The organism is Vibrio thalassae, from assembly GCF_900089835.1.
Taxonomy (GTDB): domain Bacteria; phylum Pseudomonadota; class Gammaproteobacteria; order Enterobacterales; family Vibrionaceae; genus Vibrio; species Vibrio thalassae.
In genome coordinates, this window is record NZ_OANU01000006.1 from 25,515 (window position 1) to 50,392 (window position 24,878).

Consider the following 24,878-nt stretch of genomic DNA (forward strand, 5'->3'; position numbering starts at 1 on the left):
AAAAAGGGCAGTGTTAGGTGGGTGGGTATTTTCCAATCTTGATTAAAAGGTTCAGAAGGCTCATTAGAATTGGCTCACATGATGAAACAAATTGTACCCATTTTGACACTGATATTTGCTGCCTCACCGCAAGCTAGTGTGTGGGAAGAAAGAGAGTTGCTAGAACGCTACATCACACAACTCGAAATATTGAATAAAACATTACTCGTTGATGCGCAAGACGCCGCCGATCCTCATCATCGAATTAAGCTCAACTACCAAGGCGTGCAAAGAGATGCGAACGAAATAGTCAATAAGCTTCGTCATCATTTGAACACGCCACTGGAAGAATACCGAAGCCTAACGACTTCTATCAACACAGAAGAGGTCAATACACAATGATGAGTAGGCCCCAAATGTCCACATTAGCCATTTTTTTACTACTTGTTCTGATCTCGGTCTCATTGAGCGCACAGGCGACGGTTCTGACACCCGATCCAAGTAATGTGACGCCAGAGCAAGCGTTTAATAACGTATTAGATAATAACTCTTGGTCAAATGTATCGACACTGATTAAGTCGGTGGCAGCAGCTGTAGCACTCATTTTTACAGCATGGTCACTACACGGTGTCTACGACGCCACACTGGTAAAACATCAGATAACGAACAAAGAAGGACTCATTTTGGCTGTTCGAATGCTCGTTATCACTACGGCTTTTATTTCACTTCTCAGTATGTAACAAGGAAAAGATACGAATGAAAAAATACATCAATAGCGTGATAGCAACCGTCATGTTCTACGCGTCGAGTACGTACGCGGCCTTGCCCACGGCGGTAACGTCGACGAACGCAGACAAAGGCGACTACATCGCAATGGGTAGAGAGTTATCCAAGTCGGGGATCGAACTCGTCGCACAGCTGATTGGGGCAGGCATACTGATTGCTGTTGCAGCCGCTGGTATTAAGTCGTTTTGGGATGTAAGAAAGGGCAAAGCAGAGTGGACCGATCTTACTGGCGTTGTCGTCGGCGGTCTAGCTGTAGCGGCGTTTGGTCTAGTGCTCCTGACTCAAGCTGAAAAAATACTGTAATCAGTCCAAGGTAGGTAAAAATGATTGACGAAGAAGGCACTATACCAGTTGTTCTTGACTCGCTGGACTACGAAGCTCCAGCCATAGGTGGGTTAACCCATAAAGAAATGCTCGCTTTATTTACTGCGGTTTTTGTCACTCTTGGACTGACCTTGACGCCTTTGTGCGCTTTATTTCTTGGCCACTTTGCTTTTGGGTTAATCATTGCTGTCGTTGTCGCCATTCTCTTAACGTCAATCGCATCGCATCGAGCTTACGTCATCAAGCAAGGGCGACCGAGTTACATGATGTGGGTAGATGTGAAGAGAAGGATTCAATTCAAGGGCATTTGCGGTATTAAGCTGAATTTTGGCTTTGTCGAATCTACCTACTGGCACACCGGTTCACGCAATAAAGGTTAAATATAAATGGCATCGCTCAAACTGAATTTACCTAAGAAAATGACCAGCGCTCTGCATGAACATGCCAATCATGTAGTGTCACTACGTATAACGATTTTTCTTCTCAGTGTTGCACTAATGCTCGCTATGGTGGCTCTAATACGTGCACCTGACTACATAACGCTTCGTATTCCACCTAACACCGCGAATGGCGTAGTGATGAACGTCAATGACATTCCAAAATCTCGCGTTCTCTCCGATACATCTTATCTATGGCTAGAGCTGAACACTTGGCTTAAGAACGGTAAACAAGATGCTGTCGCTAATCTACAAGCTTACACCTATTACTTTGGTGACAGCTTCATCGAACAATTGGAACGTCAATACAAGGTTATGGACATCAAAGGTGAGCTGGATAGACGCAGACGTATCACATTGGTCCCAGGTACACTAAACGCAGTGGATAAGCGGGTCATTGAAGTAACTAAGAATCAATCATGGGTTGTCCTACTTGATGTGATCATCGAAGACTTCTATTTGAATGAACGAGTGCAACACGTAAAAGTTCGTTATCCGCTTGTTGTGGAGCGCATCGATACGAATTACGAAAAGAACCCACTAGGATTGATCATCACTGGGTTTGAAGGATCGCCTAAAATTATTTCGGAGCTATGATCGTGACGAAACTAATCAAAAAATGGATTGCTACGGTGGTCTTTGTGTTTAGCATGACCCAAGCAAGCGCTACTGAAGTATTAGTTTGGGACAAAAAACCGCTGTCTATTAGACTGGAGGTAAATCAAGAAAGACTTATCGAGTTTCCAGATAACATTTCTATCGAGATTCCAAACAAGCTAAGGTCACGATTACGCGTTTCTGCCGCGGCTGGCGTTATGTACATAACACCGATTGCCGAGTTTCCAAAGACACGTATAGATATTCGATTAGCGTCAACGAATGAACTGATATTCGTGGATTTATTTGCGGTTGAGCCGACAGGCGAATTGTCTCAGGGTTCTGTCAAAGTGGTCACGATGAAAGAAGTGAAAAAGAAGCAAAAGGAAGACACTGATCTGATTGCTCAATCGACATCACTGACTATCAAAGACCTTATTCAACATGCTAGTCATGATTTCTACGCACCATCAAGGCTTAAGGACAATTCAAAGCCTATCGTTGAGACTCGTATCAAGAGCAAACTGAACCTTGATTTGCTTTTTATGGGACGATCTGCCGCGTTGTTTGATTTGCAACCGATGAAGCAGTATCGAACATCCCGATACACATTGACCGCCATACTTGTAACGAACAGAACGGCAAAAAGACAACCAGTTATCTTTGCAGATATGTACCCATCATTCATTGCTGCATCTTCACAACATGCTAATGTCGGTCCTGCGGGGGGGCTAGCTCAATCTACTGTGCTGTACCTCGTGACTGAGCGGCCGCTCAGCGAAGATAGCGTTTATGCGTTCTAGCCTAAAACTGGACGTTTAGATTTCCTATTTTAATAGTTCTTGGGCCAGTCTCGGACATCTCTATTTATAACGTATTACCGCAAAAAGGGCAGTTAAACGTGCTCGTTTTCCGTAAAGATACACTTAGAAGAGAGAGATGAATCGGAGTGTGAAAAGAAATGAAAGTCAGCATAAATGTCGCGATCTCAGCCCTTGTTATCGTCGCAGGAGTATACATCGTTTTTCAAGACGATGAACCAACCATGTCTGTTGATGAGCAGCTCGAAAAAACAAAATCTGCTTTGGATAGCGAACTGGACCAAGGTGGTGACCCGCTGAGTAACACTAATAGCACGCTAAGAACTCTGGTTGCGCGAGACATACAACGCAAAGACTCGATTTCAGCGCTAGAAACCCAGATCAAAACACTCCAAGACTCGTTAGATCGCGAACGTAGAAATAATGCTAGCAACAACAACGATGATAAATACCACACATTGGAACAAAAATATCTCGGGTTGATGGGGGAGATAGAGGCTCTCAAAAATACACCACCACCATTTGAAGCGCCATCGCAGGTACCAAAGAGTGTGGCTGGTGGCGCACCCATTATTGAACCCATTGAGACAAATGAAGGCACTGAAAATGTGTTGATCGAACAGTTCAAGCAACCGGCTAACCAATGGCTGAATGAGACCATTAGTGTAGAAGTCGAGCCAATATCATCAGCGACACAGGTCAGTAACGGCACATTTACTGTCGAACAAAAAGATGCAGTCATCGTTATAAATGAAAAAACGGGGGCACAAGAAAGACAATATCCAACGCTTTTTTTGGCTGAAGGAAATAGCGCGTCTACTCCACTTGATGATTTTACTAATACCATCGATACAGAAAGTCAGAACGAGCAGTCTTTGGTTCCAATTTACACAGTGCCAGCCAACTCTACGTTATTTGGCAGCGTGGGTATGTCAGCTCTCTTAGGCCGTGTACCGATTAACAACGAAGTCTCAAATCCATTCCGATTCAAGGTGCTGGTGGGTAATGACAACCTCGCCACGAACGGTCTGTATATACCCAATATCCAATCGATGGTAGCCAGTGGTGAAGCCTATGGTGACTTTACCCTAGAGTGCGTGCGCGGCAACTTGGACAAAATTACATTCACATTCAATGACGGCACAGTGCGACAAATCATTGGTGAGGTAAACGAAAACAACATCCGAGAATCGCTCGGATGGATTTCCGATAAAGATGGTGTTCCTTGCATTCCTGGCCAATACATCACGAATTTTCCGTCATATATGGCTAAGCAGGCAGCGTTAACGGGTGCGTCAAGTTTTGCAGCTTCACTTGCCAATTCAGCCGTTACTACATCTACTAACGCAGATGGTGTGACCGTTGAGGTTGTTCAAGACAGTCTTCAAAAAGCTGCAGGGGACGGTATCACCAATGGTACTGATGAGATTAGCAAATGGCACGCAGAGAGACAGCAAAGCGCATTTGATGTTGTCTTTGTCGAAACAGGCACCCCTCTCGTTTTGAATATCGAACAGTCACTTCACATCGACTATGAATTGGATGGCCGAAAACTCTATCATCAAGCGAATGCTGAGGAATACTTGCAATGGTAACAATAAAAAAAGGGATCATGTGTGCCATGACAAGCGTGTTAATAGGCTGTGGTACTACCGTCAGCGAGAAAGAAGAGATCATTCCTACTTCTGATAAATCGATGAAAGAAATCTATGAAGAACACAGTACTTCGTCATCAACCGCGAATACGTTAAGTAATCAAAAACTTGTAGTGAAGCGTCCCGCTACTTCTGAAGAAATGACAATTAACGTATATCAATACAATAATGTGGAAAAAAGGCCAACGTTTAAGCGTTTACCTAATCCGACTCTCTATATCTATTTTGCACCATCGTTGTCGAAAGACGGCCGACTGCCCATTCCTGCTTGGATGACCGAGTTTCAGATGTATGACAAGGACGAATACGCACTTCCCGGTGAGCTGAACATGGAGGCTACTCGATGACTACATTACTTCGTAGAGTGATGAACATTAGCAAGGCGTTCAGCACCAAGTCATTGTACACTCAAGACGATTTGGACGAGCTCTATACTCTAAATATACCAAGCTTTTCATCTAAGCTGCCTTATAGTGGGTATGATGCGGAATCGGAAACCTTCATCTTAGAAGACCTTATCTCGCGCGCAAAAGTCTTTACCATCAGTCCGATAGCCACAGAGGGCCAAAGTGCCGACGTACTGGCAAGCAAACGAGATGCAATCGAAGATATTTATCGAAGTTTTGAAGAACGAGATATTAACGATGGTCAGTGGGTCATTCAAGAATTCACGTATGAGGATAACTCGGTAGAGCGGATCATAAATTTAATGCGTGATTCTGTAGAACCACATGCTCAGCAAACCAAGTTCACTGAATCTTACCTCAAATTAATGGAACGTCACTATCGCACAATAGCCAAAGATGAAGGATTGTATGAAGATAAAGAGGTCACTCGTCGGCCATGGCGTTTTAAAACACCCCGCACAAAATTCATCATTTATCGACGTCAAGGTGTATCAGATGTACGTAAATTCAATATAGGCAAACACTCGCCAGTCGATGAAATCAATGAGTTAGCCAAAGATCTCATTGTTAAGTTTGGTCAGGCTGACATTAAATGTGAAATCGATGACGACGTTGCTTTATTCGGTTGGTTATTCCGCTTCTTCAATCCGAATCCGGAACTCAATCTCTTTGAGTCTCGTGGTGAATACTACGACCGAATGTGCGATGTGGATGGCGATCTTCTCACAGGAGGCGCTCTGTGTGAAGCCTTGCTATCTGAGCAGCCCCGTTCAGATGTGGACGATAACTGCTGGTACTTCAACAACGCACCGACGCGATTTTTACGTTTTGGTGGGCTTCGTAAGCAGCCACGGATAGGAGCGTTAACGGGAGAAGTAAAGCAAGGCGAGGGCAATGGACAAACAGCATTCTGTGCAATGGATAGCCTGCCAAGCAACTCTATTCTTTCTAAAACCACAGTCATCACGCCACAACCTGATTTCAACAAGCGTTTTTCTAAGACCAAGAAGAGTGCGAATGGCACTAATGATGAGTCCAAGCGAGCAGCCATAAGTTTAGCCCAGCTGGATGGACTACTTAAACACGACTATAAAAAAGTTATGGTTACGATGGGCGTATACGTCCGAGGCCAAACACTCGATGAATTGAATGATAACCAACGCGTAGCAATATCAACGCTGAACAACAATAACATCATGGTTTATAAAGATGCCGTCGATGGTTTATCACTTGACTCATTCATCAACCACCTACCAATGAACTTCCGACCAGAGAAAGACAAGGGCATGTACTTACGTTCCATGTGGGCTCAACATGCGGCCAACTTGTGCTTCGCCTTTGGTCGTGGTGAGGGCACAGGAAACCCGTGTTTCTCATTCTTCAACAGAGGTGGGGCACCCGTTCTTTTTGATCCGATTTCCAAAAAAGACAAAGCCAACAACAGTTTTGGATTCATCTCAGGACCGGCTGGATCTGGCAAGTCCGTCACGATAACTCAAATGGTCTATGCGATGATGGCAATGAAGCGGCCTCGAATGTTCGTCATTGAGTATGGTGATTCGTTTGCTATGGCGGCAGAGGATTGGAAGAAAAAAGGTCTAAACGTCAACTATCTGAAAGTAATGCCAAATAGCGCGCCTGCACTCGCACCGTTTGCCAATATTGATAAGATACTGGATAACATTGCACTGGATGACAGTGATCTCATTCATGAATTCACCCAGAGTCTTGATGATAGCCAAGACTCGTTGAGCGAGGAAAAAGAGAACAGCGATAAGAAAGATTCGTCTCGTGAGGGCGACATCTTAGGAGAGCTAGAATTCATTCTAATGCTGATGATCACCGGTTCAGAAGATGCAGAATTGTCGCGATACAAGCGGGCAGATCGCGCCTTAGTTTGTCAAGCCTTGATCGAGACAGCCAAACGTCAACGGCGAAAGGGATTAGATGCGGGCAAGGGTAAAGCAGAACCTACTGTTGTATCCGATATCATTGAAACTCTCGAAAATTTCTCTAGGGACGAATCAAGAGATCTCAGTGATGAAAAACGTAACATGCTTAAAGACATGGCGCTGTCTTTGCACACTTTCACCAACGGCATTAACCATACATTATTTAACACTCCAGGTGATGCTTGGCCGGATGCTGACGTAACCATATTTAATCTTGGTCTACTGTCACAAGATGCCAACGTCTCACAGTTGAACGTAGCATTTGTTTCCTTGATGCAGCACATCAATAACCTAGCTGAATCAACGCAGTTTGATGAGCGCGATATTGTGTCAATGACAGACGAAGCGCACTTGCTGTTAAACAACAACATGCTTGGTAAAGCTCTTACAAAGGTCGTAAAAACAGCACGTAAGCTCGGTCATATACCTTTCTTTGCTACTCAGGACTTAGCGGATTTGTCTGGGGAAACTAAGAAGATCTTGAATAACATCGAGTGGTTCTACTGCCTCAACTTTGGTTCAGAAGAAGCGCGTCTTGTTAAAGACATCAAGAACCTAACAGATGCGGATGTGAAACTGTTGGAGAGCACACGCAAACTCGATAGGTGTTACACAGAAGGGGTAGCGCTGACGAAGCGCCACCGAATTCTATTCAGAGTTAGTCCGCCATCTCTCATGCTGGCCGTTGCAATGACAGACAGTATCGAAAAAGCTGAGCGACGTCGATTGATGAAAGAAATGGGAATCACTGACGAACTTGAAGCGGTTTATGAAATGGCAAACAGAATGGATAAAGCTAGAGGCATTGAGGGGCGCTTAGCCTACGAGGATATATAACGTGAAGAAAATAGGATTATTCATAGGGCTAGTTACTCTTACTGGCGCTGTCGCCGCGAATGAGATTGTGGACTACTCTGCAACACCTTACATCAATAATCAGTATGTGGTGCTCAAGGACATCTTTAAGAATCTCAAAATCACTCAAAAGAATAATGGTGAGATCACCATTGTTATTCCAATGGATTACGGCTTCCAAACGGGAAAGTCTGCGCTTAAACGCCCTATGCAAGATCAGTTGGCGTTGTTTAGTCAGTTTCTCAACACCTACCCTGAAAGCACAATTCGCATATACGGTCACACAGACAACGTAGGCAGCGCAGCGAGTAACTTAAAGCTAGGTTTTTCACGAGCTCGCTCCGTTGAGAACGTACTGGTGTCCAATAATGTTCATCAATTTCGAATAACGACTCGGAGCGAGGGTGAAGAAGTACCAGCGTGTTCCAATAGTACGCCCAAGGGTAGAGAGTGCAATCGAAGAGTTGAAATGGTACTTCGAGTCGACAAACCACAGTTATTCTAAGCGGTAAATATGAGAAAACTTGTACTGCTCTTTTGGCTATTGATTCCAATCCCACTACACTCGGCTCCTATGTTGAGTTGGCCGGATAAAATCATATTGCTTACGACCACAGACAATAAGGCTTCGATTGGTGAAGAAAAGCGCGCTGCTAAAGGCGCAGCGTTTGATTACTACTTTGTTGACCACAGCAAAAAAATCCTAAGCGGTTTTGAACAAGCCTTTCCCAAGAAGTTAATTAAAGAGCCAGAAGAAGTGCGAAATCAGTATATTGCAAAACATTTTGCACCTCAGCTAAAAGCCTATACACCGGAGATAATGCGCTCTGAAATGGGAATTGGCCTTGTCAAACTCTTCCAGATTAAACGTGTACCAGCGGTCATCATCAATGATAAGTACATTACTTATGGGTTGAGCGTAGAACAATCCGTAAACCGCTATATCAAAACTCGCCAAAGGAACTAGAGAAAAATGGTAAGAGAGTGGCGCACAGCGTTATTGGTATGGAGTGTATCTTTTTATGCATATGCTCAAGCGCCATCCGCAGATCAAGTTTCCGAGATCTCTAAAGGGATTGATTTAGCAGAGTCATTCAGTAACTGGAAATCGGCTGCAATGAGTACACTAGGATTGTCTCAACAAGGAATTGGAGGGACATCGAAAGCGCCCGATGCAGTGAACGATGATGGCAGCTTTTTGAACTCATTAGGCGGTATTACCGATAAACTGGAACAAAGAGATGCGTGGACACTGACAGAAGAGTATACCTACTCCCTCGAGCATGACTATGGGGATTTTGGTGCCCTGTTTAATTGCATGGAGTACAGCATAGTCGGCTACTGTTTATCAGTTCGCTGGACGTGGCTTGGGCCTGTTTTCACGCCCGGCATCGCCGTTGAACACTTTGTTCGAGATGTTCATACCGAAGTCGTTCCACAATCACCACCAGATCCATTAACGTCGGTGCCTGACGATACGGTATTGCCTTCGTCCAACTCGGCAGTAGAAGACATTGCAATGATGTATCCCTACATGTGGAAACTGAACAGAACACTCGGGTCGTCGTTACTTACCCAAGCTATACCTGATGGATTGACCGATGCAGTAGGTCAAACAGTTGCCACGCGAAAAACAAATTATCTCTATAACGACGCACTAGTATCCGGCAATATTGAACGTAACATGTTCGACGCAGTGGCGGGAGCATTTATAGGTGTAGTCGGGTACTGCAACTCTCCAACATTGCCGGGCGTGAGTTATTTTAGTTCAAGCCTCGACCAATTCTCTTGGCGATGGCTGGCAACCTCAGAAACCATCTTGCTTGGTCTGTACCAAGCTAAATACTTAGCATGGAATGATATAGGCCGAGGCTATGGAAGTACCATGCCACGAGTGGGGTACGTAGATACGATCAACAGATGGCACGCTTCGATAACCAGTGCTATACGAGCTACCAGCATCGCTGCCGAAAATAGAGCACTTTTTAGTGGGCTCGCAGGACTGCACATCTATGTACCGTTGCCCCAATACGCCAGCAGTAGCTTCACTGGATCGAACTATCAAACACCACAGGATGTAAAAAGTTTCAAAATTGATATGGTGTATCCATACAAAGGTGAAAGATGTACGCGCTATAATACGAATGATAGAAATGCGCTCATGCCATTAACGCTATCAGAGCAAATGGAAGAAGATAAATTGACGGCGAAATTCTCAGAAAAGAATGGCAACAACGCCGCCATTTACAAGATTTATCGACCTTTTCGATGCTGTAGAAAAAGTGGTTCAAAAGTGTTTGATGTTGTCTCACCAGGGCCGATCGGACAACCAAAGTAGCTAGTTTGAGTTCAGTGACCATTACGTTAATGTTGAAATTATTGAATTCAGCTGTACAATTAGGATACACGCATAGTCTCCTTTATGCTCAGTTACATTATTAAATTTACATCAACAACATTGTTGATGTTTTTTTGCTGCGCATAATTCAAAATAAAGGGGGATAACTATGCGCCATTCCAAATTTCTAACCCTGGTACTGTCTGCGCTTACGTCATTTACCGTCGCAGCGAGTGTTTCGGATCTGAAAAACGCACCATCGGCTAAGCCGTTACCTCAAGCTAAAACTGTCTACAACGCCAATGCATCCGGCCCCGGCTATCAAACGAACAACCTTGGTGGAACTTGGTCTCCAGACCTAAACCTCAACAACTCGAGTGGTAAGCCAATGTTAGATTTGTCTGATTCAACAGGAGCACCCAGGATTAATCTGGATCAAGCAACTGGTACGCCAACGATAAATCTTGCTAAGTCATATGGAATTAATCACGACATCGCAAACAACAGTAACGGAGGGTGGCACGTTCAGTACAATGGCGCTGGAACACAGCGAATAGAGTCACCAGATTTTGTAGCTTACCGAATATGGTACAAATGGCAAGATACTGACTGGAAATGGAAAACAGGTTACCGAAAGGGGCTCGTCGGAGACACCGCAATAGCATCAGATACAAAAAGTAAAAGCGAATATGGCAAATGTGGCGGTGAGTGGAAATCTGTATCCGCAGGAGCTACTGCAAATTTACCTATTCATATAAACAGAGTAACGACAAGCTACGGCGAAGATAATGCTAAAACGACCAACTGTAATTGTGGATGTGTCACAGCAAGAGCCTCTGTCAGAAATGCTCACATCACTCGTTTGGAGATTTATCGATAGTATTGAGTAGAAATTTCGTGTTGCTTAGCAACAGAAAAGGTGCAGTTCTCGCGACAGCGCATCACTCACAATAGTGTGAGGTGAGAACACACAAACTATGCTCGAAAGGGCGATAAAGGAGAAAAAATGAGAAACCTAAGCAAATCTATTGTGATTATGTCAGGAGTGTACGCCAATGAGTTTGGTATCAAAATCATACTGAACAATAAGGGAAAAGCGTGCACAAATGGCAAAGAAATCCACTTGCCCAAGCCGAACTTAGATTGTCTAGATCTTACTTGGGGCTATGCGGCTCATGAAGCGGCCCACAACCGCTTTACGGATTTCAGCATTAATCCTCAATCACTACCACGACCAGTTGAACATCTGCTGCAAACATGCGAAGACACTCGTATCGAGCTAGAGTTCATTAAGCTGTTTCCAGGCTGCAAGAAGTACTTCTGTGCGTTAGCGGAGAAAGTTATCTGTCTTAAGGATGACCATCCGCTGGACTCAATTGACCAAGTGTTATCAGTCTATTGTTTCCACTATGTACGGGGTAAGCTGACAGGTTACCCAAACTGGGATGAACAGTTAGAAGAAATTGAGAAGTTTCTATTTCAAAAACTTGGAATAAGCATGATGGCTGGGCTGACAAACTTGCTCAACAAGGCAAAAAGTCTTGAATCGACGCAAGAATCGTTAGACCTAGCAAGAGAGATTGTCGATTACTTGCAAGCGTCTGAGGGTAACTCTGATTCATCAGGTGATGATGAAGAAGATGGTCAGGACTCTGATTCATCAGATGATGGTGGAGAAAATGGTCAGGACTCCGGTTCATCAGATGATGGTGGAGAAGGTGGTCAGGACTCTGGTTCATCAGATGATGGTGGAGAAAGTGGTCAGGACTCTGGTTCATCAGATGATGGTGGAGAAGATGGTCAAGACTCTGGTTCATCAGGTGATGGTGGAGAAAATGGTCAGGACTCTGGTTCATCAGATGATGGTGGAGAAAGTGGTCAGGACTGCGGTTCATCAGGTGATGGTGGAGAAAATGGTCAGGACTCTGATTCGCTGGATGACGCCGATGTTGGAAGCCAAATCTTGAAAGCATTTCTATCTGGTGATTCAGGTAGCTATGTTGAAAGTGACACTGGGGCACTCACAGCTGAATTCTTGTCTCAAGATGAAAATCAGGAGGCAATGACAGAGGTTGAGATGTACGATTCTGGTCAAGGTGACATCATGAACGTTGATGTTTCAGACATTACATTAAAATCGTTTGAAGCAAATGCTGTTCATGCAACATCGTCGCTAAGGCAAGGTTTACTCAGGTTAATCCAAGACCAAACTCGTACTCAAAAAATTGTGACGAAGCGAGGTCGAAGGTTAGCTAAGGGAAAGCTGCATCGTCTTACATGCGGAAACACGCGAATCTTTAAACGCAAGTTCTCCGAACGAGAGAATGTTGATGTTGATGTCGTCGTATTGGCTGACAGTAGCGGTTCTATGAATACAAACATTGAGCACATGAAAGTAGCGACTTACGCTATTTTGGATGCGCTTGAACGTATCGATGGAGCGAACACGGCGGCTTATGCCTTCGGTTACGGCTCAACGGATATTGCTCAAATCAAGAAACCCAATGAGCGTTTCTCCAACATAGTAAAAGGCAAAATTGCCACATTGCAATCGTGGGGAGGCACACCTGCAGCTGAAGCATATTGGGCTGCAGCCCATGCACTCTTTGCAATGCAAGGTAAGAAAAAAGTGGTCGTTATGATCACGGATGGACAACCTAACTCACCGTCGGCTACGAAAGAGATGGTGAAGGCGTTACAAAGTGAAGGTATTACGGTCATTTGTATGGGTGTTGGCTGTGGAGCAATAAAAGCAAGAAAAATCTTCAACGACGTATACGGTCACAATCGGTGGCTAGTGGTTGAAGACTTTGAAGATTTGCCATCTGAGCTACTACGCGTAGCGAAAGAGGTTATCTAAACCATGGGCGCTTGCGCCCATTTTAGCCTCGAAGGAGGCACAGTAGGAGATAAAATTATGCAACAAAACAAAGACTATTCGGCTGTAAATGAGCAGTTTAGAACGGCGTGCGAAGCTTACGGGTGGCTGAACATCCTAAGTGAAATGACGCCGCTTGAGGGCGCTGTGAAATATGTGGGTACCACAAACTCACGGCGATTCGATGTGTGTCCAGACGCAAAATGTTCTGGCCATAAAGTCAAAGGTCGTGGAACGGGTAAAGCTGGCAACTTTGCCTTATTCAAAGACGAAAGTGGCGCAGGATACTGCTTCAAATGTCGGCAGAAACACTCGCCCATGGACACTATTATGCTGTTCAAAGGGTGGGATTTTGCGACCGCGGCTAAAGAAGTGAAGCACCACATTGGCTTTACAATCGATCCTCATTACAAGCCAGCACCAGTTAAAACACGCATCCCAAGAGGCCCTTCCACAAGAGAAATTGCCCTAGCGGATAAAAATCGCAAAGCAATGAATCGTGTGTGGTTAGAGTCACTACCTCTTGATGATCCAAAAGCTTTGCCAGTGGCGAAGTATTTTGCTAAAAGAGGGATCACTAAGCTACACAGTCTCATGAAAGGGGATGTCAAAATGCATCCTGCTTTGCCGTTCTATCTTCCCATCTGGCACTCGTCAGAAGATGAAGATGAGCTCGACAAAGAGAATCGATTGTGGCTCATTGATTACTGCAAAAATCATCCGTCATTTGAGAAGTTTTATATCAAAGATGGTGAACCTAGCAGTGCACATATGGGATTTCATCCGGCTATTGTAGCGCTTGTACGAACGCCAGAAGGTAAAGCACAACGCGTACATAGAATCTTCCTAGACAATGATGGCAATAAGGCATCGTTTTCGAAAGAAGGTTTTGAGGTGAAAAAGATGATGTCTGGTGGTTATGGCCTAGAAGTTAATGGCTGTTCTTGTCACATCGACCCACCTCAAGAAGTGGTTGGAATTGGTGAGGGTTTAGAAACCGTCTTAGCTGTAAAGCAGGTCACGGGTATGCCAATGGATTGCACGATAAACGCAGGACTAATGAAAGATTATGTTCCGCGCAAAGGCACAAAATTGGTGTTTATCTTTGAAGATAAAGATCGTTCTAAAACAGGTGAAATCGTCGCGATGGAACTTGAAGAGCGATTACTTCAACAAGGTATCGCCGTGATTCGATTAAGCCCTCCAATTGAGCTTGGAGATGCGAAATCGAAAGACTGGCTCGATGTCTTGAACCAACTTGGACCGGAAGGGTTTCCTGAAGTTGCAAAGCAATGGTCTGAGTTTTCAAAAGTCGGGTAAACTATTATTAAATGGGTCTGTTTTTTTGCAGTCCCCATTTTTAACGGCGCTTTCTTGAGTGTCGTTAAAAATGCGCATCCGGCAGGAACACAAAGGAGAAAAGTATGCAACATCATGTCATAAACTTGTACACCGACGCAGACTGTGTAAAAACCAATGAGACAGACACCATTATTGATGTTCGATGGACTGTTAAGTTCAACATGGAACTGGCGCCGTATTTCAACAAACGTAAATACAAGCACGATTTACGGCTTCTCAAAGAAGGGGTTGGGCAACTTAAAGTTGTTATTCCGAATCACACAGTGGTAAACACCAAAGCAACACCTGAAAAAGCGCTGGCGTATGCAGAGGCAATTGCAGCCAAGCACCTAGTAGCGAACAGCGGAGTAAACGTGTTTGGATTCCAGACCAGTGATAATGGTATGATGATGACTGTTCGTAGAGACCAGCTTCTCTTTAAGCTGAGTCAGTTGGACGCCCTAAAACACCTGCAACGAAAAGGCGTAGAACAAGAGTTCTTTACTAACTATGGAATGTTATCCAACATGACAACGGTCCCGGCAGGTTATCTGTATGGGGCGTCATTTGAACATGAGTCATCACCAAAATGGGTAAAAGACTATCTCGAATCTGATGCATCCTATGATTACTACAATTCCGTCAATGAGCTAGATGCTCGCTCGGCAGAGACTATTTATACCGCCATCGGTGAAGTGATCATCAACTACCGCAGCGTTGAAGAGGTTATGACGAACCCATGGATGCGATACATGATCGAAACCAAATCGCATTCTGAGCCAAGACCGTTTGATACGGTCGTGAAGATGGTAAAATCGGCCACACAAGTTATTTACGATAACAACGACTACCTCACTAAGATTCGCAAGCGATTTGGAGAGAAATGTTACTTACTTTATGACACAGAAACCCATATGTTTTTCCCAATTCAGCCAACGAAAAGCGGAAGCAGTGAGATCTATCATATGATAGGTATGCGTAAGAGCATACGTCGCGATCAACTTGCTGATATGCAAGCGAAAGGATACGGAAATGAATTTCAGTCGAAAAAGGAATCAGAAGAGAGTCCGCCGAAGAAACGTCTAACACCGTTGAAATTTAAAATCAAAAAAGATACGTAGATTTAGTACGTAAACGATCCATTACCCGCTATAATTAAGCTGTTCATCAGCTTCGCTGATTGATCTCACCAGTTTCAGGTGGGACTCCGCAGGGAGAGAACAACACTAACCATAGCGGCTTGAAAGAGCGTTTTCGGAGAAAACACGCGGCCTAGTGCCTTATTAACGAAGGGAGCATTAATTGCTCCCTTTATTATCGGTACAGTTAAGGTAGAACACCTTCCACAAACGGTGAACCAAAAAGACGAACATACGCCACCAAGACCATTGGTGGCTGAATAGGTGGTCTAAGACCACTTTCCAGAACACCAAGCCGATAGCACTAATAAGTAACGTATCGACTAAGCCATGATCGATGTTCATTTGTTTCCATAACGTCAGTAACATTTCCATAAATATGGAACCTCATGAAAAGGTAAATCAAATAAGGGATAAACTTTCCCGCTCAGCTCCACGATACCAGCGATTTTTTAAATGCAAACTCTTATAGTTGAAAGCGTCGTCACCAGAGGTGGTTAAAAAATCCGTCCACCTCAATAGATTAGCTCTCGGTTGCACCGAAAGAATAAAAGGTGTCACATAACCCGAAGAGTGCTAGAATTTTAATACTTACCTGCACCTATGGTGCCCATTAACTTCAAGCCATCTTATTGTTTAAGTCTGCACCCAAAACGCCTGTTTTGAATGCAGATTTTTGCATACCTGCAAAAAACACTATCACCATTAAGGTAGTGGCTACTCTTGAGTAGTAATGGAACGTCAACATGTCCTGAAAGGGAGAACAAAGGAGAGAACTATGTTGGAACAGATCCCGCTAGGGACCTGCGAACTTTGTGTAGCGTACACAAACGGACAAAGATTTATGGTGAATAACCACCTCAAGCTAGGCATTTTTGAGACCTGCGATGGTCAACAACTCGATATTTTTCAGAAATTGGCTTGGTACAACACCAAGCAATTTTCACGAGAAATAGGGATCACACTCAAATTCGGAAAACTTCTTGTTACGGAGCAAGGTGATATTGCAGTTGCAAGAGAAGATGAAGTGGTTCTTGAATTGTTGGGAGGACACGCTGCGGTAACATTCGACGACTATTTAAGTAAAGTCGAATTAACTGGAACGTACTCCACTATCAATGAGCACATTGAACATGGTCGGGCTAGGATAGTAAGTTTTCCTAAAACGGTCGAAATGGATATTTACTAACGCCTCTATCGAGGTATTTTTGGAGACAATGACAATAACGTTATAAGTAATCTTACTTATGGCACCAAAATCTATCAGAAATTAACGCGCCGTATCATTAACTGGCGAAATACTTAATTTCTACACGCTGTCGTTCAGCTCACTCTGAACGACACCAAACAACCTCGAAAGAGGAAATTAGGAGAAAAAAATGGCAAGTTTAGTTATGTGGATTATAGCAATGGGACTCATTCTGTCGATTCCTAAGATCACGGCAAAAGTGCTTCATGGTCTCGCGGAAAGTCTTATGTTTACGTCGAAAGGGATATTTAAAGGTATTGCGATGATGTGCAGCGGAATTGTCTGGATCCTAACATCACCAATACGATTTACTGTTTTCATCGCTAAATGTGTGAAAAGGTGGATCGTCATAGTGAGTAAGGAGTACGAGACAACCCGCGGTGCAAGTCAAAAGAAAAAGGCGTTCAAGACCGCGATGCAGAACAAGAACCAACGTTCTTCGAAGGTCAAGATACAAGCCGACGCTTTTGATGCGCACTTTTATGAAGCAAACGCCCTACTTAAAACCCTCAAAGTTAATCACCAGAACTTAATGGAAGTGACAGCCAAAACGTTGATGATTCGTCAACAAGACGCTGAAATGGCTATACCAACGTGCGTTCGAAAAGGAATTTTCCAAGTCGATCAGCATGGGCAAGTACACCGTGATGATAATGGAAACCCTATAAAAGTGACCATATCAACTATGTTTGAGGGTGCGATGCAAAAAGCTCAGCAAGCTAAAGCTCAAACAGAGTCTATGCAAGCTAAAGCTCAAACAGAGTCTACGCAAGCTAAAGCTCAAACAGAGTCTACGCAAGCTAAAGCTCAAACAGAGTCTACGCAAGCTAAAGCTCAAACAGAGTCTACGCAAGCTAAAGCTCAAACAGAGTCTACGCAAGCTAAAGCTCAAACAGAGTCTATGCAAGCTAAAACTCAAACAGAGTCTACGCAAGCTAAAGCTCACCCCGAGCATTCTGCAGCCTCCAGTGACGCTAGAAAACTGTTTGCTGAAGCAAAAGCAAAAGCAAAAGCTCGAACAGAGTCTACGCAAGCTAAAGCTCAATCTTCGGCGTCGAATGGTGCTGAACTTCCACCATCTGAAGCATACGATGCTTATACTGAGCAATCAGAAACAGCTACAGAACCCAAACCATTGACCAAAGTAGGCAATATTAACTACCAGGCAATGATCTAAGATGTGTCGGCCTATTATTTGGCCGACATTTCATCGCTCGAAAGAGCCAATTTAGGAGATAAGAAAATGGAAAAAAGCCAGCAATTAAAGGAAGACCTGTTGGAGCTCGTCGAGCACTCATGCGGTACAGAGGCTATCTTGACTGAAAAGAGCGGCAATCGGGTTCAGTTGAGATACTTTGAACCTCAGCCTTCGTGGGATTGGGACGACGTAACAGATCTCGTTGGCGGATATGTGCAGACGAATGAGCAAGCTCCGCTTGGTGCTTGTGATATTTCTGAACATGGAATCTGCCTTCTTACAATTTTTGAGATTGTAAGGACATGCATGGATGACGCCGACTTTAAAAGCGAAGTCATAAATGCCTTAACCGAGAAAGCGACCTTTGTTGTGATAGAGCACTTAGAAGCAAGGTTTGGTTTTCACCGAAAACAATTCCATCCAGTGCTTAATCAGACCAAAAAAACGGCGATTACCGATCCATCGGAGCTCATCTCAGCCATGTTAGGCATCACGCATAATATGACCGAGTTTGAGAAAATTCAGGCTAAGTTATTACAGTACAAAGCGATTATTGGTCAATATGTTGACTATCTCATTTCAGAAGAGGAAGAATTGTCGCTCGATTCCAATCCTGATAGTGAAATAGAGTGCGAATATTACCAGCCGCTATTCCATCTAATGCATAAACACGCTTTAGATGTAGCTTATGTACGTAACAACGCAGCAGGGGAGGCACTCCAGGAGCACACAGTGTTGGTTGATGAAGACAGCTATGGTCGTCTATCGATCAGAGAGACAGTAGACTACGAATATGTTTACAAGGCTTTCAGCTTCGAGGCAGACGTTGAGCACCTGATCAATATCTTCTTGATTGGCAGTATTGAAAGTAATAATGCAAGCGGAGAAATCTCGCTGGATATCACGGACCAAACGTTGTTCTTGCAGCATGGTCAGATACAGATATTCAAAGACTTGCGAACTTGCATTGCTTGGGCCAATGAACGTATCGATAGAAAATCATGCACAACTTTCCAACTTAATCGCGCTTATGGCAAAGCGGTTCGATACATGGCACAAAGCCGGATTGATACCTACAATGCAATCATCGATGATGGTATACACTGTATCGTGGAACAGACGTTCGAATACGTTGATGATACATGGGAACCTCTCGAATATGTGAGTGCTGTCGGTGGCTACGTTGGCGATGTGTCGCTGCTCAATAGTGAGCTCAGTTCAGACTATCATTAAGAATAGAAACAGCTCACACTTTATTAAATAGAGTGTGAGTTGCTTTCTCTTATTGATTAAACGAAAACCATGCGCTACGATTTAACTCTACTCGCATCAATTGCACACTCACCTTTCCATCACAAGCTGATAACCAACGATTCATTTCTGAAACACTCCAGTGAATGGCTGATTGCCAGTTTTCGTGCTTCGGCACTTTTTCTCAATGTCTGCACAACTGTGTTGAGAAGGTAGTCGTACCTACAGACACAACCACCAACTTCTGAAAAGAAAAATAAGGAGATAAGTATGAGTTCATTAAGCAAAACAATCTTAATTGGAAACCTTTGCGACCAACCAGAGATGGTCGGGCAAAATGGTGATGTCGTGCGTTTTACGGTAGCCACCAACGAATCATGGCGAGATAAGTCCACCGGCGAACAGAAAAAGTCGGTCGAATATCATCGAGTGGTTATTTTCGGGCAACCGGCGCTGTATGCTAGTCAATACTTCCAAAAAGGTCGACAAGTTTACATCGAAGGTCAAAACAAAACGCGTAAATGGACGGATAACAATGGAGTCGATCGTTATACGACAGAAGTTGTTGTTTCAAAGTTTGAGCACAAAGTCATGCTTCTTGGTAACAAGCAAGCTGATCAAGAGCAATTAGGACCAATTTAAACGTCGAAAGGCGGAACATAAGGAAACAATAACAAAGCCCTTAAATCGTAATGATATTGAGGGCTTTTTATATATTTGTGCTTTATAAAGTTCAAGAAATTACTTATATGTCCACATAATTGATAACAATTATACAACATATCGCGGTTATTGCATTAACCCGATATAAACTAAGGTTTATATTCTGTTTTAGTTCTTTTTATATTAATTTTGGCCAAGCAGGCAGGATATCGTGAGCCAAGTATCATATGCTATGTGGACATATAAGTAAGAATAACAATGTTTCCGCGTGTAATTTATGTGATTGCAAGCTAATTCCGTCATTTTTGAGACAAGTGATTTTTGCTTTTTTTATGGTCAAACTGTACACTTAATGAGACAAAAACAGGGGTAAAAAAGACTCCCAACCACCTGAACGCTCAACGTTCGCATTAACAATATAAAAACAATACTGTAACCAAGAGTTACAGCACTAAAAAATTGGCTAGGTAAAAAGGTTAGGGATGACAACGACAGAAATCACTCTCAACTACGAATTCTTAGAAGCACAACTGTCCAACTATATAAATCAGTGTATCGCGCTCAAAGGAATCACGCATTGTCATGACGATGTGGAGGAGTTGCGCCAGGTATCACGCATTAAGTTATTTGAAATTACACCGGTACTTCAAAGCAAATATGAAGCTGGAGACTTCAAAAAGGACAATGGCCTCTCTGAAACACAAAATCTTCTTGCATACGCAAAGAAAAGCGTCAAACACGCAATAATTGATCGTGGAGCTGCTCTTGCGATAGTAAAAACACCTCGATCCAGATGGGTTGACGTATTCGAAGTGGGTGCGAGTGTCGAGCAACAATGCGAAGAGACCACTTGTGATACAGAGCAAGAAATGGTCGACAACTACTGCTATAACAATGCCATTAGCAAGCTGACAACAATCACTAAATTTGTCGATCCGGAGAAACTCGGGCTGATCTACGATCTTTATCTTAGAGACATGTCACCTAACGAGCTGGCAGAAGATATTGCGGCAAGAAACAAAAAGAACACTCTCTCAGCACGAGCCATTCAACGCAGAGCAAAAGCTGGTTTAGAAGACCTCAAAGCATTGTGCAATGAGATTGATATCAATAGCTCAGACGTTCTTTAAATGTCTAAAGAATTTTGATATCAACTCTGCTGAGTTATTTAATCTATATCAGTTAGAAGTTTACAATAAATAAAAATCAAAGAGACGGATCCTTGTGTGTGGGAGCTCTGTTTACAGGGCAAGCCTGATCCTGATTCGGAAAATCATACATTAGCAAACTACGAATAATCACAAGTATGGCAAATTCGTTTCCAGCAGTTAGTCTAAAACAAAGATCGCACTGATAGGAAGCTAGGGTAAAGTGCAGACCAAGAAGATTTACGTTAAACTCGGTTCACTCAACAACCAATGCTAATCTTGCCAGTGCCCAATCTAACAAATATGAATGACCATCTATCTCCTATCAATAAGAACCAAATCCAAAAGCTTATCCGAGAAGAATTAGCGCCGACGTGGTTTGATAACAAATCAGCAACACCTGATATGTCTTGGGTAACACCAACGGTACTTGATGTATTATTTTCCGAGTTGATAGCGCACACACGCGGTAACCAATCAAAGGCGGCAAGAATTTTGGGTATCAACAGAGGCAACTTCAGTAAAAAATTAAACCAGATTATAAGCCGAGAATTTGATAGTCATGAGGCAAAATGAGTATCACGCCTATTGGTACTCTGCGGATGGTGCCGAGCTTGAGAAACCGCCACTTCCCTTGAAGAGTTCCATGGCGGCCTCCTTAGTTCTCGCTTCGAGAATCACTGGCGGTAATATAATTAGATTGCAGAGGGGTCACCATTGGGCTCTTTTAGAAGTCAACGAATATACCCGACTATTAGTTGCTCGATAGGTTTTAATACTGATGCCTTTCGCTTCTGCATCTGCTTAGATTTGTACGACAGAATCGCTCGATGATCACAGTGCCAGAACTGGTTGGTGTCATTACTGGTTGGCCTGACACGAGCTTGGACAAGAGTTTGTCAGTGATTTTACTAAATTAGCTTTTCACGGATTATCAAAAATATGGCAAAACCTCTAATCGAGTGGCCAACTTCTCACTTCTTTCAGCCACTATATTAAACGCTTATATCTATTGTTAAAGGCAGTGGTTCCACCTTCCATGATCCTACATATAGTTTCACGCATTTCATTGTCCTGTATCGAACCCTTATTCTTAATAAAGCACTGATTATTATAGTTAAGTGCATGTACCATCTCCGCGTCACCATTTACCACGATGTTGGGATTGTGTGTGACCATAATTATCTGACGCTTGCTCTTTGTTGCCTTAATTTGCGACACTATCAAGTCATATATTAAAGAGTTATCCAAATCGTCTTCAGGTTGATCGATAAAAAGTGGCTTCTCGCTATGCGCCAATAAGAAAGCCAGCATTGCAGCTGCTCTTTGGCCTGCTGAGCCTTGGGTTATTGGAGTGAAGTTTTTACCATCTCCTGTGCGGCTATACTCAACGTCCAAACCATCCTCTGGGAACCAGTACAAGAGAGAGTCAGCAAAGTCTTGATGCTGAGAATTCATATTCACCAGTTTGTTCCTGAATCTAGCGGAGAATGTCTGCCTATCTGCTCCAGTAGTTACATTGTAAAGCAAGCTTTGTATATCAAAAATGGCTCTATCACGATCCTCTTGATTTTGTAGCTTAGCCGCATTCAAAAAAGACGAGACAACACCTTGTCTACCGTTTTCGCCCTCTATATAAATATCCGATGCGAACTCGGTTTTAGCTGAAAGCAAATCTCGAAATGCATGTTCCATGACCATAGCGCTACTACCATATGGTCTTACCGAGATCTTCACATAGTTGTTACCCGAAAGCACTTTTCGAAGAAATAGTATTCTACGCTCTGTTTGCTTAAGTCTTTGCTGCCTGATCTCATTAAGATCCTCTTTAGCCAGTTTTAATTTTTCTTTAAGCTGCTGTTTTGCATTCATTGCCCTAATTAACTTATCAGCTAACTCCTTCTCAGATTGAACAAGTTGGCCATACTCTTTTAGGTTATTGATCCCTTCGCTCTGTAGTTGATTTTGTAAATCAGTATATTGTTTTAAGGCTTGGTCAAACTTTGCCTTCCAATTGCTGCTTATTAAAACGGCCTCTATATCATTAACACTCGTCTTTAGTTCTTCAATGGAATCTTTTATGGCATTTTTTGTTGTACCAACAGCAGTATCTAAAGAGTTAGTAAAAGCTTGAATGTCAGCGTCAAAGTCTGAAGGTGTCGCAATAGTGGAGACTATTTCCTCATGCAGGAAAAATCCGCTTAATCTATTTATCAAATCCCATGTTTCAGATTTCTTGGACTCAAATTGTTGTTTCTGTTTATGAAACTTGTTGTATTCAGTGAGAATTTTCTGATGGTTACTCTGTGAGAGCTTTTGAATTTTTGCTCTTATGTCTTGTAGTTGCCTCTCGAGTGCTGGTATCTGATCAGCAACCTGTTTTAAACTCCTAGCCTCAGATCTCTTTGCGCAGAACTTCAATTGGGCCGTTTGAAGTTCATCATGGTCAATGTTTGCCGAACGATCTATTAACTCAAGTAAAGGCTGCTTATTTTCACCAACTAGAGTTGCTATTTGTCCTTGGCTATAAAGGTCAATAGGGAATCGGTCTTTGGTAATTTCCTGATCTTGACTTTTTTTCCAATCACCCCCGTCCTCCTCAAAAACTGTTGTTTCGTTAGTGATTTGCGACCAAATTAGACGATAACGCTTACCCAACCGCCTATAAATTAGCTCTACTTCAGTATCTTCCTTAAGAGCTCCAAAATCGTCCTTTGATTTGGGTACTTGCATGAATTTGGAATATGTCTGATATGGCGTAGTATCTTCATCGAGCTCAGACTGTTTCCCTGATACAGCTCGTAGAGAATGCGTAATAGTAGACTTACCAGTACCTCTTCCTCCTACAATAGCATTTGAATAAGGGCTAAATGAGAGCGACGAGGGGGTTTTCCCTCGCCCCATATATCGAGCATCTTTAACTTGTATCGACTCAATGAAGTTATCTGGTGTTTCATATGGATTGAATGGAATTGGGTCATCAAACCGCTTAATAGAGAACTCTTGACCATCTACCAAAGCAAGCTTTAAAGATGCAAGCGTAGGGGTTTCCATTTTGACCCAAGTGTATCGACTACCTGGTTTATCATTTCCACGAAAACCATGACTATCAGATCCAACAACTTCTGATAAGTTAAGTCTGCTTTGAATATAGCTCTGCGGCTTATCAACTTCAGTATCGACAACTTCAATGGCGCTAAGTAATCCTGTTTTGAATATTTTACGAAGATACCTATCATTAGCTACTGGTGACTGTGATTCACTCTTGGTTTGTAGAAGACCGTTATCTCGATCTGCGTGTGCCGCTATAGGAATGCAGTCAAATTCAGGTAGGGTTATAACTTCATTAAGAACTTGGAGAAAACTCTTAGAACCTGAGCCGCTGTGGTCACCACAATCTCCTATGTAACCAGCAGAGGTAATAAACTGTTCGATTTTCTTTTGGCTAGTACCTGGCGCGAATATAACTATTAAATGAAACTCATCCTCGGTTGTAAGTTCGACCCCAGGGAACACAGTGATATCTCTGAACCCTTCAGGCAGATTAACTTTCATTTCTTCGTATGCGCTTTGCAAAGCATCAACCCAACCAGCCCCGTTATGATCTGTTACAGCAACGCAATCAATCCCCGCCGCCATGTACTTTAAAAGCTGAGGGATCCCCACATCTTTCACCGGAACTCTGCCGCACTTATCGCTTTGAGGCCTCCTACGGCTAAGGCCAGATCCTTCACGCTAAATGAGTAAGCTTCTCTTCCTATCAACTCTTTACCGAGAAAAAAGTAGGAAAGTACCCGGCGTGTTCGAATGGTATTTGCTTGAAAATCCTTGTAGTAACCTTTGATATAAGCGACCTTACC

General features: G+C 43.2%; 24 protein-coding genes and 1 pseudogene. 22 read left to right on the top strand and 3 right to left on the bottom strand.

What is annotated here, in order from left to right; all coding sequences use genetic code 11:
• Window positions 1-78 precede the first annotated feature (78 nt).
• The 16 genes from VTH8203_RS04210 (at window position 79) to VTH8203_RS04285 (ending at window position 15,491) form a co-directional block, all read left to right on the top strand.
• Window positions 79-381, top strand: a complete 303-nt coding sequence (locus tag VTH8203_RS04210; protein WP_096992533.1) for an RAQPRD family integrative conjugative element protein — start codon at window positions 79-81, stop codon at window positions 379-381.
• Window positions 378-719, top strand: a complete 342-nt coding sequence (locus VTH8203_RS04215; protein ID WP_158296051.1) for a hypothetical protein — start codon at window positions 378-380, stop codon at window positions 717-719. The genes VTH8203_RS04210 and VTH8203_RS04215 overlap by 4 nt, the downstream gene beginning before the upstream one ends.
• Window positions 720-735: 16 nt before the next feature.
• Window positions 736-1,068, top strand: coding sequence for a TIGR03745 family integrating conjugative element membrane protein (locus VTH8203_RS04220; protein WP_096992535.1), 333 nt, complete (start codon window positions 736-738; stop codon window positions 1,066-1,068).
• A 20-nt stretch (window positions 1,069-1,088) separates the two neighbouring features.
• Complete coding sequence (locus tag VTH8203_RS04225) at window positions 1,089-1,469, top strand: DUF3487 family protein (RefSeq protein WP_096992536.1); 381 nt, start codon at window positions 1,089-1,091, stop codon at window positions 1,467-1,469.
• 6 nt (window positions 1,470-1,475) lie between these two features.
• Window positions 1,476-2,123, top strand: a complete 648-nt coding sequence (locus VTH8203_RS04230) for a PFL_4703 family integrating conjugative element protein (RefSeq protein WP_096992537.1) — start codon at window positions 1,476-1,478, stop codon at window positions 2,121-2,123.
• A 2-nt stretch (window positions 2,124-2,125) separates the two neighbouring features.
• Complete coding sequence (locus VTH8203_RS04235; protein ID WP_158296052.1) at window positions 2,126-2,926, top strand: TIGR03749 family integrating conjugative element protein; 801 nt, start codon at window positions 2,126-2,128, stop codon at window positions 2,924-2,926.
• 158 nt (window positions 2,927-3,084) lie between these two features.
• Window positions 3,085-4,539 (top strand): TIGR03752 family integrating conjugative element protein, encoded by a 1,455-nt coding sequence (locus VTH8203_RS04240; protein ID WP_096992539.1) that lies wholly within the window; start codon window positions 3,085-3,087, stop codon window positions 4,537-4,539.
• Window positions 4,533-4,946: a TIGR03751 family conjugal transfer lipoprotein gene (locus VTH8203_RS04245; protein ID WP_096992540.1), complete on the top strand. Its 414-nt coding sequence runs from the start codon at window positions 4,533-4,535 to the stop codon at window positions 4,944-4,946. The genes VTH8203_RS04240 and VTH8203_RS04245 overlap by 7 nt, the downstream gene beginning before the upstream one ends.
• Complete coding sequence (locus VTH8203_RS04250) at window positions 4,943-7,795, top strand: conjugative transfer ATPase (protein ID WP_096992541.1); 2,853 nt, start codon at window positions 4,943-4,945, stop codon at window positions 7,793-7,795. The genes VTH8203_RS04245 and VTH8203_RS04250 overlap by 4 nt, the downstream gene beginning before the upstream one ends.
• A gap of 1 nt (window position 7,796) precedes the next feature.
• The gene (locus VTH8203_RS04255) at window positions 7,797-8,318 is read left to right on the top strand and encodes an OmpA family protein (RefSeq protein ID WP_096992542.1); all 522 of its coding nucleotides are present in this window, start codon (window positions 7,797-7,799) and stop codon (window positions 8,316-8,318) included.
• A 9-nt stretch (window positions 8,319-8,327) separates the two neighbouring features.
• Window positions 8,328-8,780: a DUF1525 domain-containing protein gene (locus VTH8203_RS04260; RefSeq protein ID WP_096992543.1), complete on the top strand. Its 453-nt coding sequence runs from the start codon at window positions 8,328-8,330 to the stop codon at window positions 8,778-8,780.
• A 6-nt stretch (window positions 8,781-8,786) separates the two neighbouring features.
• Window positions 8,787-10,151 (top strand): hypothetical protein, encoded by a 1,365-nt coding sequence (locus tag VTH8203_RS04265; RefSeq protein ID WP_096992544.1) that lies wholly within the window; start codon window positions 8,787-8,789, stop codon window positions 10,149-10,151.
• 169 nt (window positions 10,152-10,320) lie between these two features.
• Complete coding sequence (locus VTH8203_RS04270) at window positions 10,321-11,031, top strand: hypothetical protein (RefSeq protein WP_096992545.1); 711 nt, start codon at window positions 10,321-10,323, stop codon at window positions 11,029-11,031.
• Window positions 11,032-11,157: 126 nt separating this feature from the next.
• On the top strand, window positions 11,158-13,011 hold the full coding sequence (locus VTH8203_RS04275; RefSeq protein ID WP_096992546.1) for a VWA domain-containing protein: 1,854 nt from the start codon (window positions 11,158-11,160) through the stop codon (window positions 13,009-13,011).
• A gap of 57 nt (window positions 13,012-13,068) precedes the next feature.
• Window positions 13,069-14,349: a DUF7146 domain-containing protein gene (locus tag VTH8203_RS04280; protein WP_158296053.1), complete on the top strand. Its 1,281-nt coding sequence runs from the start codon at window positions 13,069-13,071 to the stop codon at window positions 14,347-14,349.
• Between the two features lie 104 nt (window positions 14,350-14,453).
• Window positions 14,454-15,491, top strand: coding sequence for a hypothetical protein (locus VTH8203_RS04285; protein ID WP_096992548.1), 1,038 nt, complete (start codon window positions 14,454-14,456; stop codon window positions 15,489-15,491).
• Between the two features lie 177 nt (window positions 15,492-15,668).
• Here VTH8203_RS04285 and VTH8203_RS04290 read toward each other — a convergent pair whose 3' ends face one another.
• Entirely contained in the window at window positions 15,669-15,884 is a 216-nt protein-coding gene (locus VTH8203_RS04290) for a hypothetical protein (protein WP_096992549.1), read from the bottom strand.
• A gap of 403 nt (window positions 15,885-16,287) precedes the next feature.
• Here VTH8203_RS04290 and VTH8203_RS04295 point away from each other — a divergent pair, with 403 nt between their 5' ends.
• The 6 genes from VTH8203_RS04295 to VTH8203_RS04320 all read left to right on the top strand — a co-directional run bounded on the left by VTH8203_RS04295 (window position 16,288) and on the right by VTH8203_RS04320 (window position 21,594).
• On the top strand, window positions 16,288-16,698 hold the full coding sequence (locus tag VTH8203_RS04295; RefSeq protein ID WP_096992550.1) for a hypothetical protein: 411 nt from the start codon (window positions 16,288-16,290) through the stop codon (window positions 16,696-16,698).
• A gap of 190 nt (window positions 16,699-16,888) precedes the next feature.
• The gene (locus VTH8203_RS04300; protein WP_096992551.1) at window positions 16,889-17,935 is read left to right on the top strand and encodes a hypothetical protein; all 1,047 of its coding nucleotides are present in this window, start codon (window positions 16,889-16,891) and stop codon (window positions 17,933-17,935) included.
• 66 nt (window positions 17,936-18,001) lie between these two features.
• Window positions 18,002-19,189: a hypothetical protein gene (locus tag VTH8203_RS04305; protein WP_096992552.1), complete on the top strand. Its 1,188-nt coding sequence runs from the start codon at window positions 18,002-18,004 to the stop codon at window positions 19,187-19,189.
• A 288-nt stretch (window positions 19,190-19,477) separates the two neighbouring features.
• A complete protein-coding gene (ssb, locus tag VTH8203_RS04310) occupies window positions 19,478-19,849 on the top strand; it encodes a single-stranded DNA-binding protein (RefSeq protein WP_096992553.1) in 372 nt (123 codons plus the stop codon).
• 503 nt (window positions 19,850-20,352) lie between these two features.
• Complete coding sequence (locus VTH8203_RS04315) at window positions 20,353-21,000, top strand: hypothetical protein (protein ID WP_096992554.1); 648 nt, start codon at window positions 20,353-20,355, stop codon at window positions 20,998-21,000.
• Window positions 21,001-21,321: 321 nt separating this feature from the next.
• Window positions 21,322-21,594, top strand: coding sequence for a helix-turn-helix domain-containing protein (locus VTH8203_RS04320; protein ID WP_096992556.1), 273 nt, complete (start codon window positions 21,322-21,324; stop codon window positions 21,592-21,594).
• Window positions 21,595-22,008: 414 nt separating this feature from the next.
• Here the strand turns inward: VTH8203_RS04320 and VTH8203_RS04325 are convergent, their stop codons facing one another.
• Both VTH8203_RS04325 and VTH8203_RS24840 read right to left on the bottom strand, forming a co-directional pair.
• Window positions 22,009-24,693: a TrlF family AAA-like ATPase gene (locus VTH8203_RS04325; protein ID WP_096992555.1), complete on the bottom strand. Its 2,685-nt coding sequence runs from the start codon at window positions 24,691-24,693 to the stop codon at window positions 22,009-22,011.
• A pseudogene (locus VTH8203_RS24840) lies at window positions 24,690-24,878 on the bottom strand (IS4 family transposase); the annotation flags it as partial. The gene VTH8203_RS04325 and the pseudogene VTH8203_RS24840, both read right to left, overlap by 4 nt.

What these genes read in the sequence shown, in the direction of transcription:
- VTH8203_RS04210 (WP_096992533.1), top strand. Translation starts at nt 79, where the DNA reads ATGATGAAACAAATTGTACCCATTTTGACACTGATATTTGCTGCCTCA.
- VTH8203_RS04215 (WP_158296051.1), top strand. Translation starts at nt 378, where the DNA reads ATGATGAGTAGGCCCCAAATGTCCACATTAGCCATTTTTTTACTACTT.
- VTH8203_RS04220 (WP_096992535.1), top strand. Translation starts at nt 736, where the DNA reads ATGAAAAAATACATCAATAGCGTGATAGCAACCGTCATGTTCTACGCG.
- VTH8203_RS04225 (WP_096992536.1), top strand. Translation starts at nt 1,089, where the DNA reads ATGATTGACGAAGAAGGCACTATACCAGTTGTTCTTGACTCGCTGGAC.
- VTH8203_RS04230 (WP_096992537.1), top strand. Translation starts at nt 1,476, where the DNA reads ATGGCATCGCTCAAACTGAATTTACCTAAGAAAATGACCAGCGCTCTG.
- VTH8203_RS04240 (WP_096992539.1), top strand. Translation starts at nt 3,085, where the DNA reads ATGAAAGTCAGCATAAATGTCGCGATCTCAGCCCTTGTTATCGTCGCA.
- VTH8203_RS04245 (WP_096992540.1), top strand. Translation starts at nt 4,533, where the DNA reads ATGGTAACAATAAAAAAAGGGATCATGTGTGCCATGACAAGCGTGTTA.
- VTH8203_RS04250 (WP_096992541.1), top strand. Translation starts at nt 4,943, where the DNA reads ATGACTACATTACTTCGTAGAGTGATGAACATTAGCAAGGCGTTCAGC.
- VTH8203_RS04260 (WP_096992543.1), top strand. Translation starts at nt 8,328, where the DNA reads ATGAGAAAACTTGTACTGCTCTTTTGGCTATTGATTCCAATCCCACTA.
- VTH8203_RS04265 (WP_096992544.1), top strand. Translation starts at nt 8,787, where the DNA reads ATGGTAAGAGAGTGGCGCACAGCGTTATTGGTATGGAGTGTATCTTTT.
- VTH8203_RS04270 (WP_096992545.1), top strand. Translation starts at nt 10,321, where the DNA reads ATGCGCCATTCCAAATTTCTAACCCTGGTACTGTCTGCGCTTACGTCA.
- VTH8203_RS04275 (WP_096992546.1), top strand. Translation starts at nt 11,158, where the DNA reads ATGAGAAACCTAAGCAAATCTATTGTGATTATGTCAGGAGTGTACGCC.
- VTH8203_RS04280 (WP_158296053.1), top strand. Translation starts at nt 13,069, where the DNA reads ATGCAACAAAACAAAGACTATTCGGCTGTAAATGAGCAGTTTAGAACG.
- VTH8203_RS04285 (WP_096992548.1), top strand. Translation starts at nt 14,454, where the DNA reads ATGCAACATCATGTCATAAACTTGTACACCGACGCAGACTGTGTAAAA.
- VTH8203_RS04290 (WP_096992549.1), bottom strand. Translation starts at nt 15,884, where the DNA reads ATGGAAATGTTACTGACGTTATGGAAACAAATGAACATCGATCATGGC.
- VTH8203_RS04295 (WP_096992550.1), top strand. Translation starts at nt 16,288, where the DNA reads ATGTTGGAACAGATCCCGCTAGGGACCTGCGAACTTTGTGTAGCGTAC.
- VTH8203_RS04300 (WP_096992551.1), top strand. Translation starts at nt 16,889, where the DNA reads ATGGCAAGTTTAGTTATGTGGATTATAGCAATGGGACTCATTCTGTCG.
- VTH8203_RS04305 (WP_096992552.1), top strand. Translation starts at nt 18,002, where the DNA reads ATGGAAAAAAGCCAGCAATTAAAGGAAGACCTGTTGGAGCTCGTCGAG.
- ssb (WP_096992553.1), top strand. Translation starts at nt 19,478, where the DNA reads ATGAGTTCATTAAGCAAAACAATCTTAATTGGAAACCTTTGCGACCAA.
- VTH8203_RS04315 (WP_096992554.1), top strand. Translation starts at nt 20,353, where the DNA reads ATGACAACGACAGAAATCACTCTCAACTACGAATTCTTAGAAGCACAA.
- VTH8203_RS04320 (WP_096992556.1), top strand. Translation starts at nt 21,322, where the DNA reads ATGAATGACCATCTATCTCCTATCAATAAGAACCAAATCCAAAAGCTT.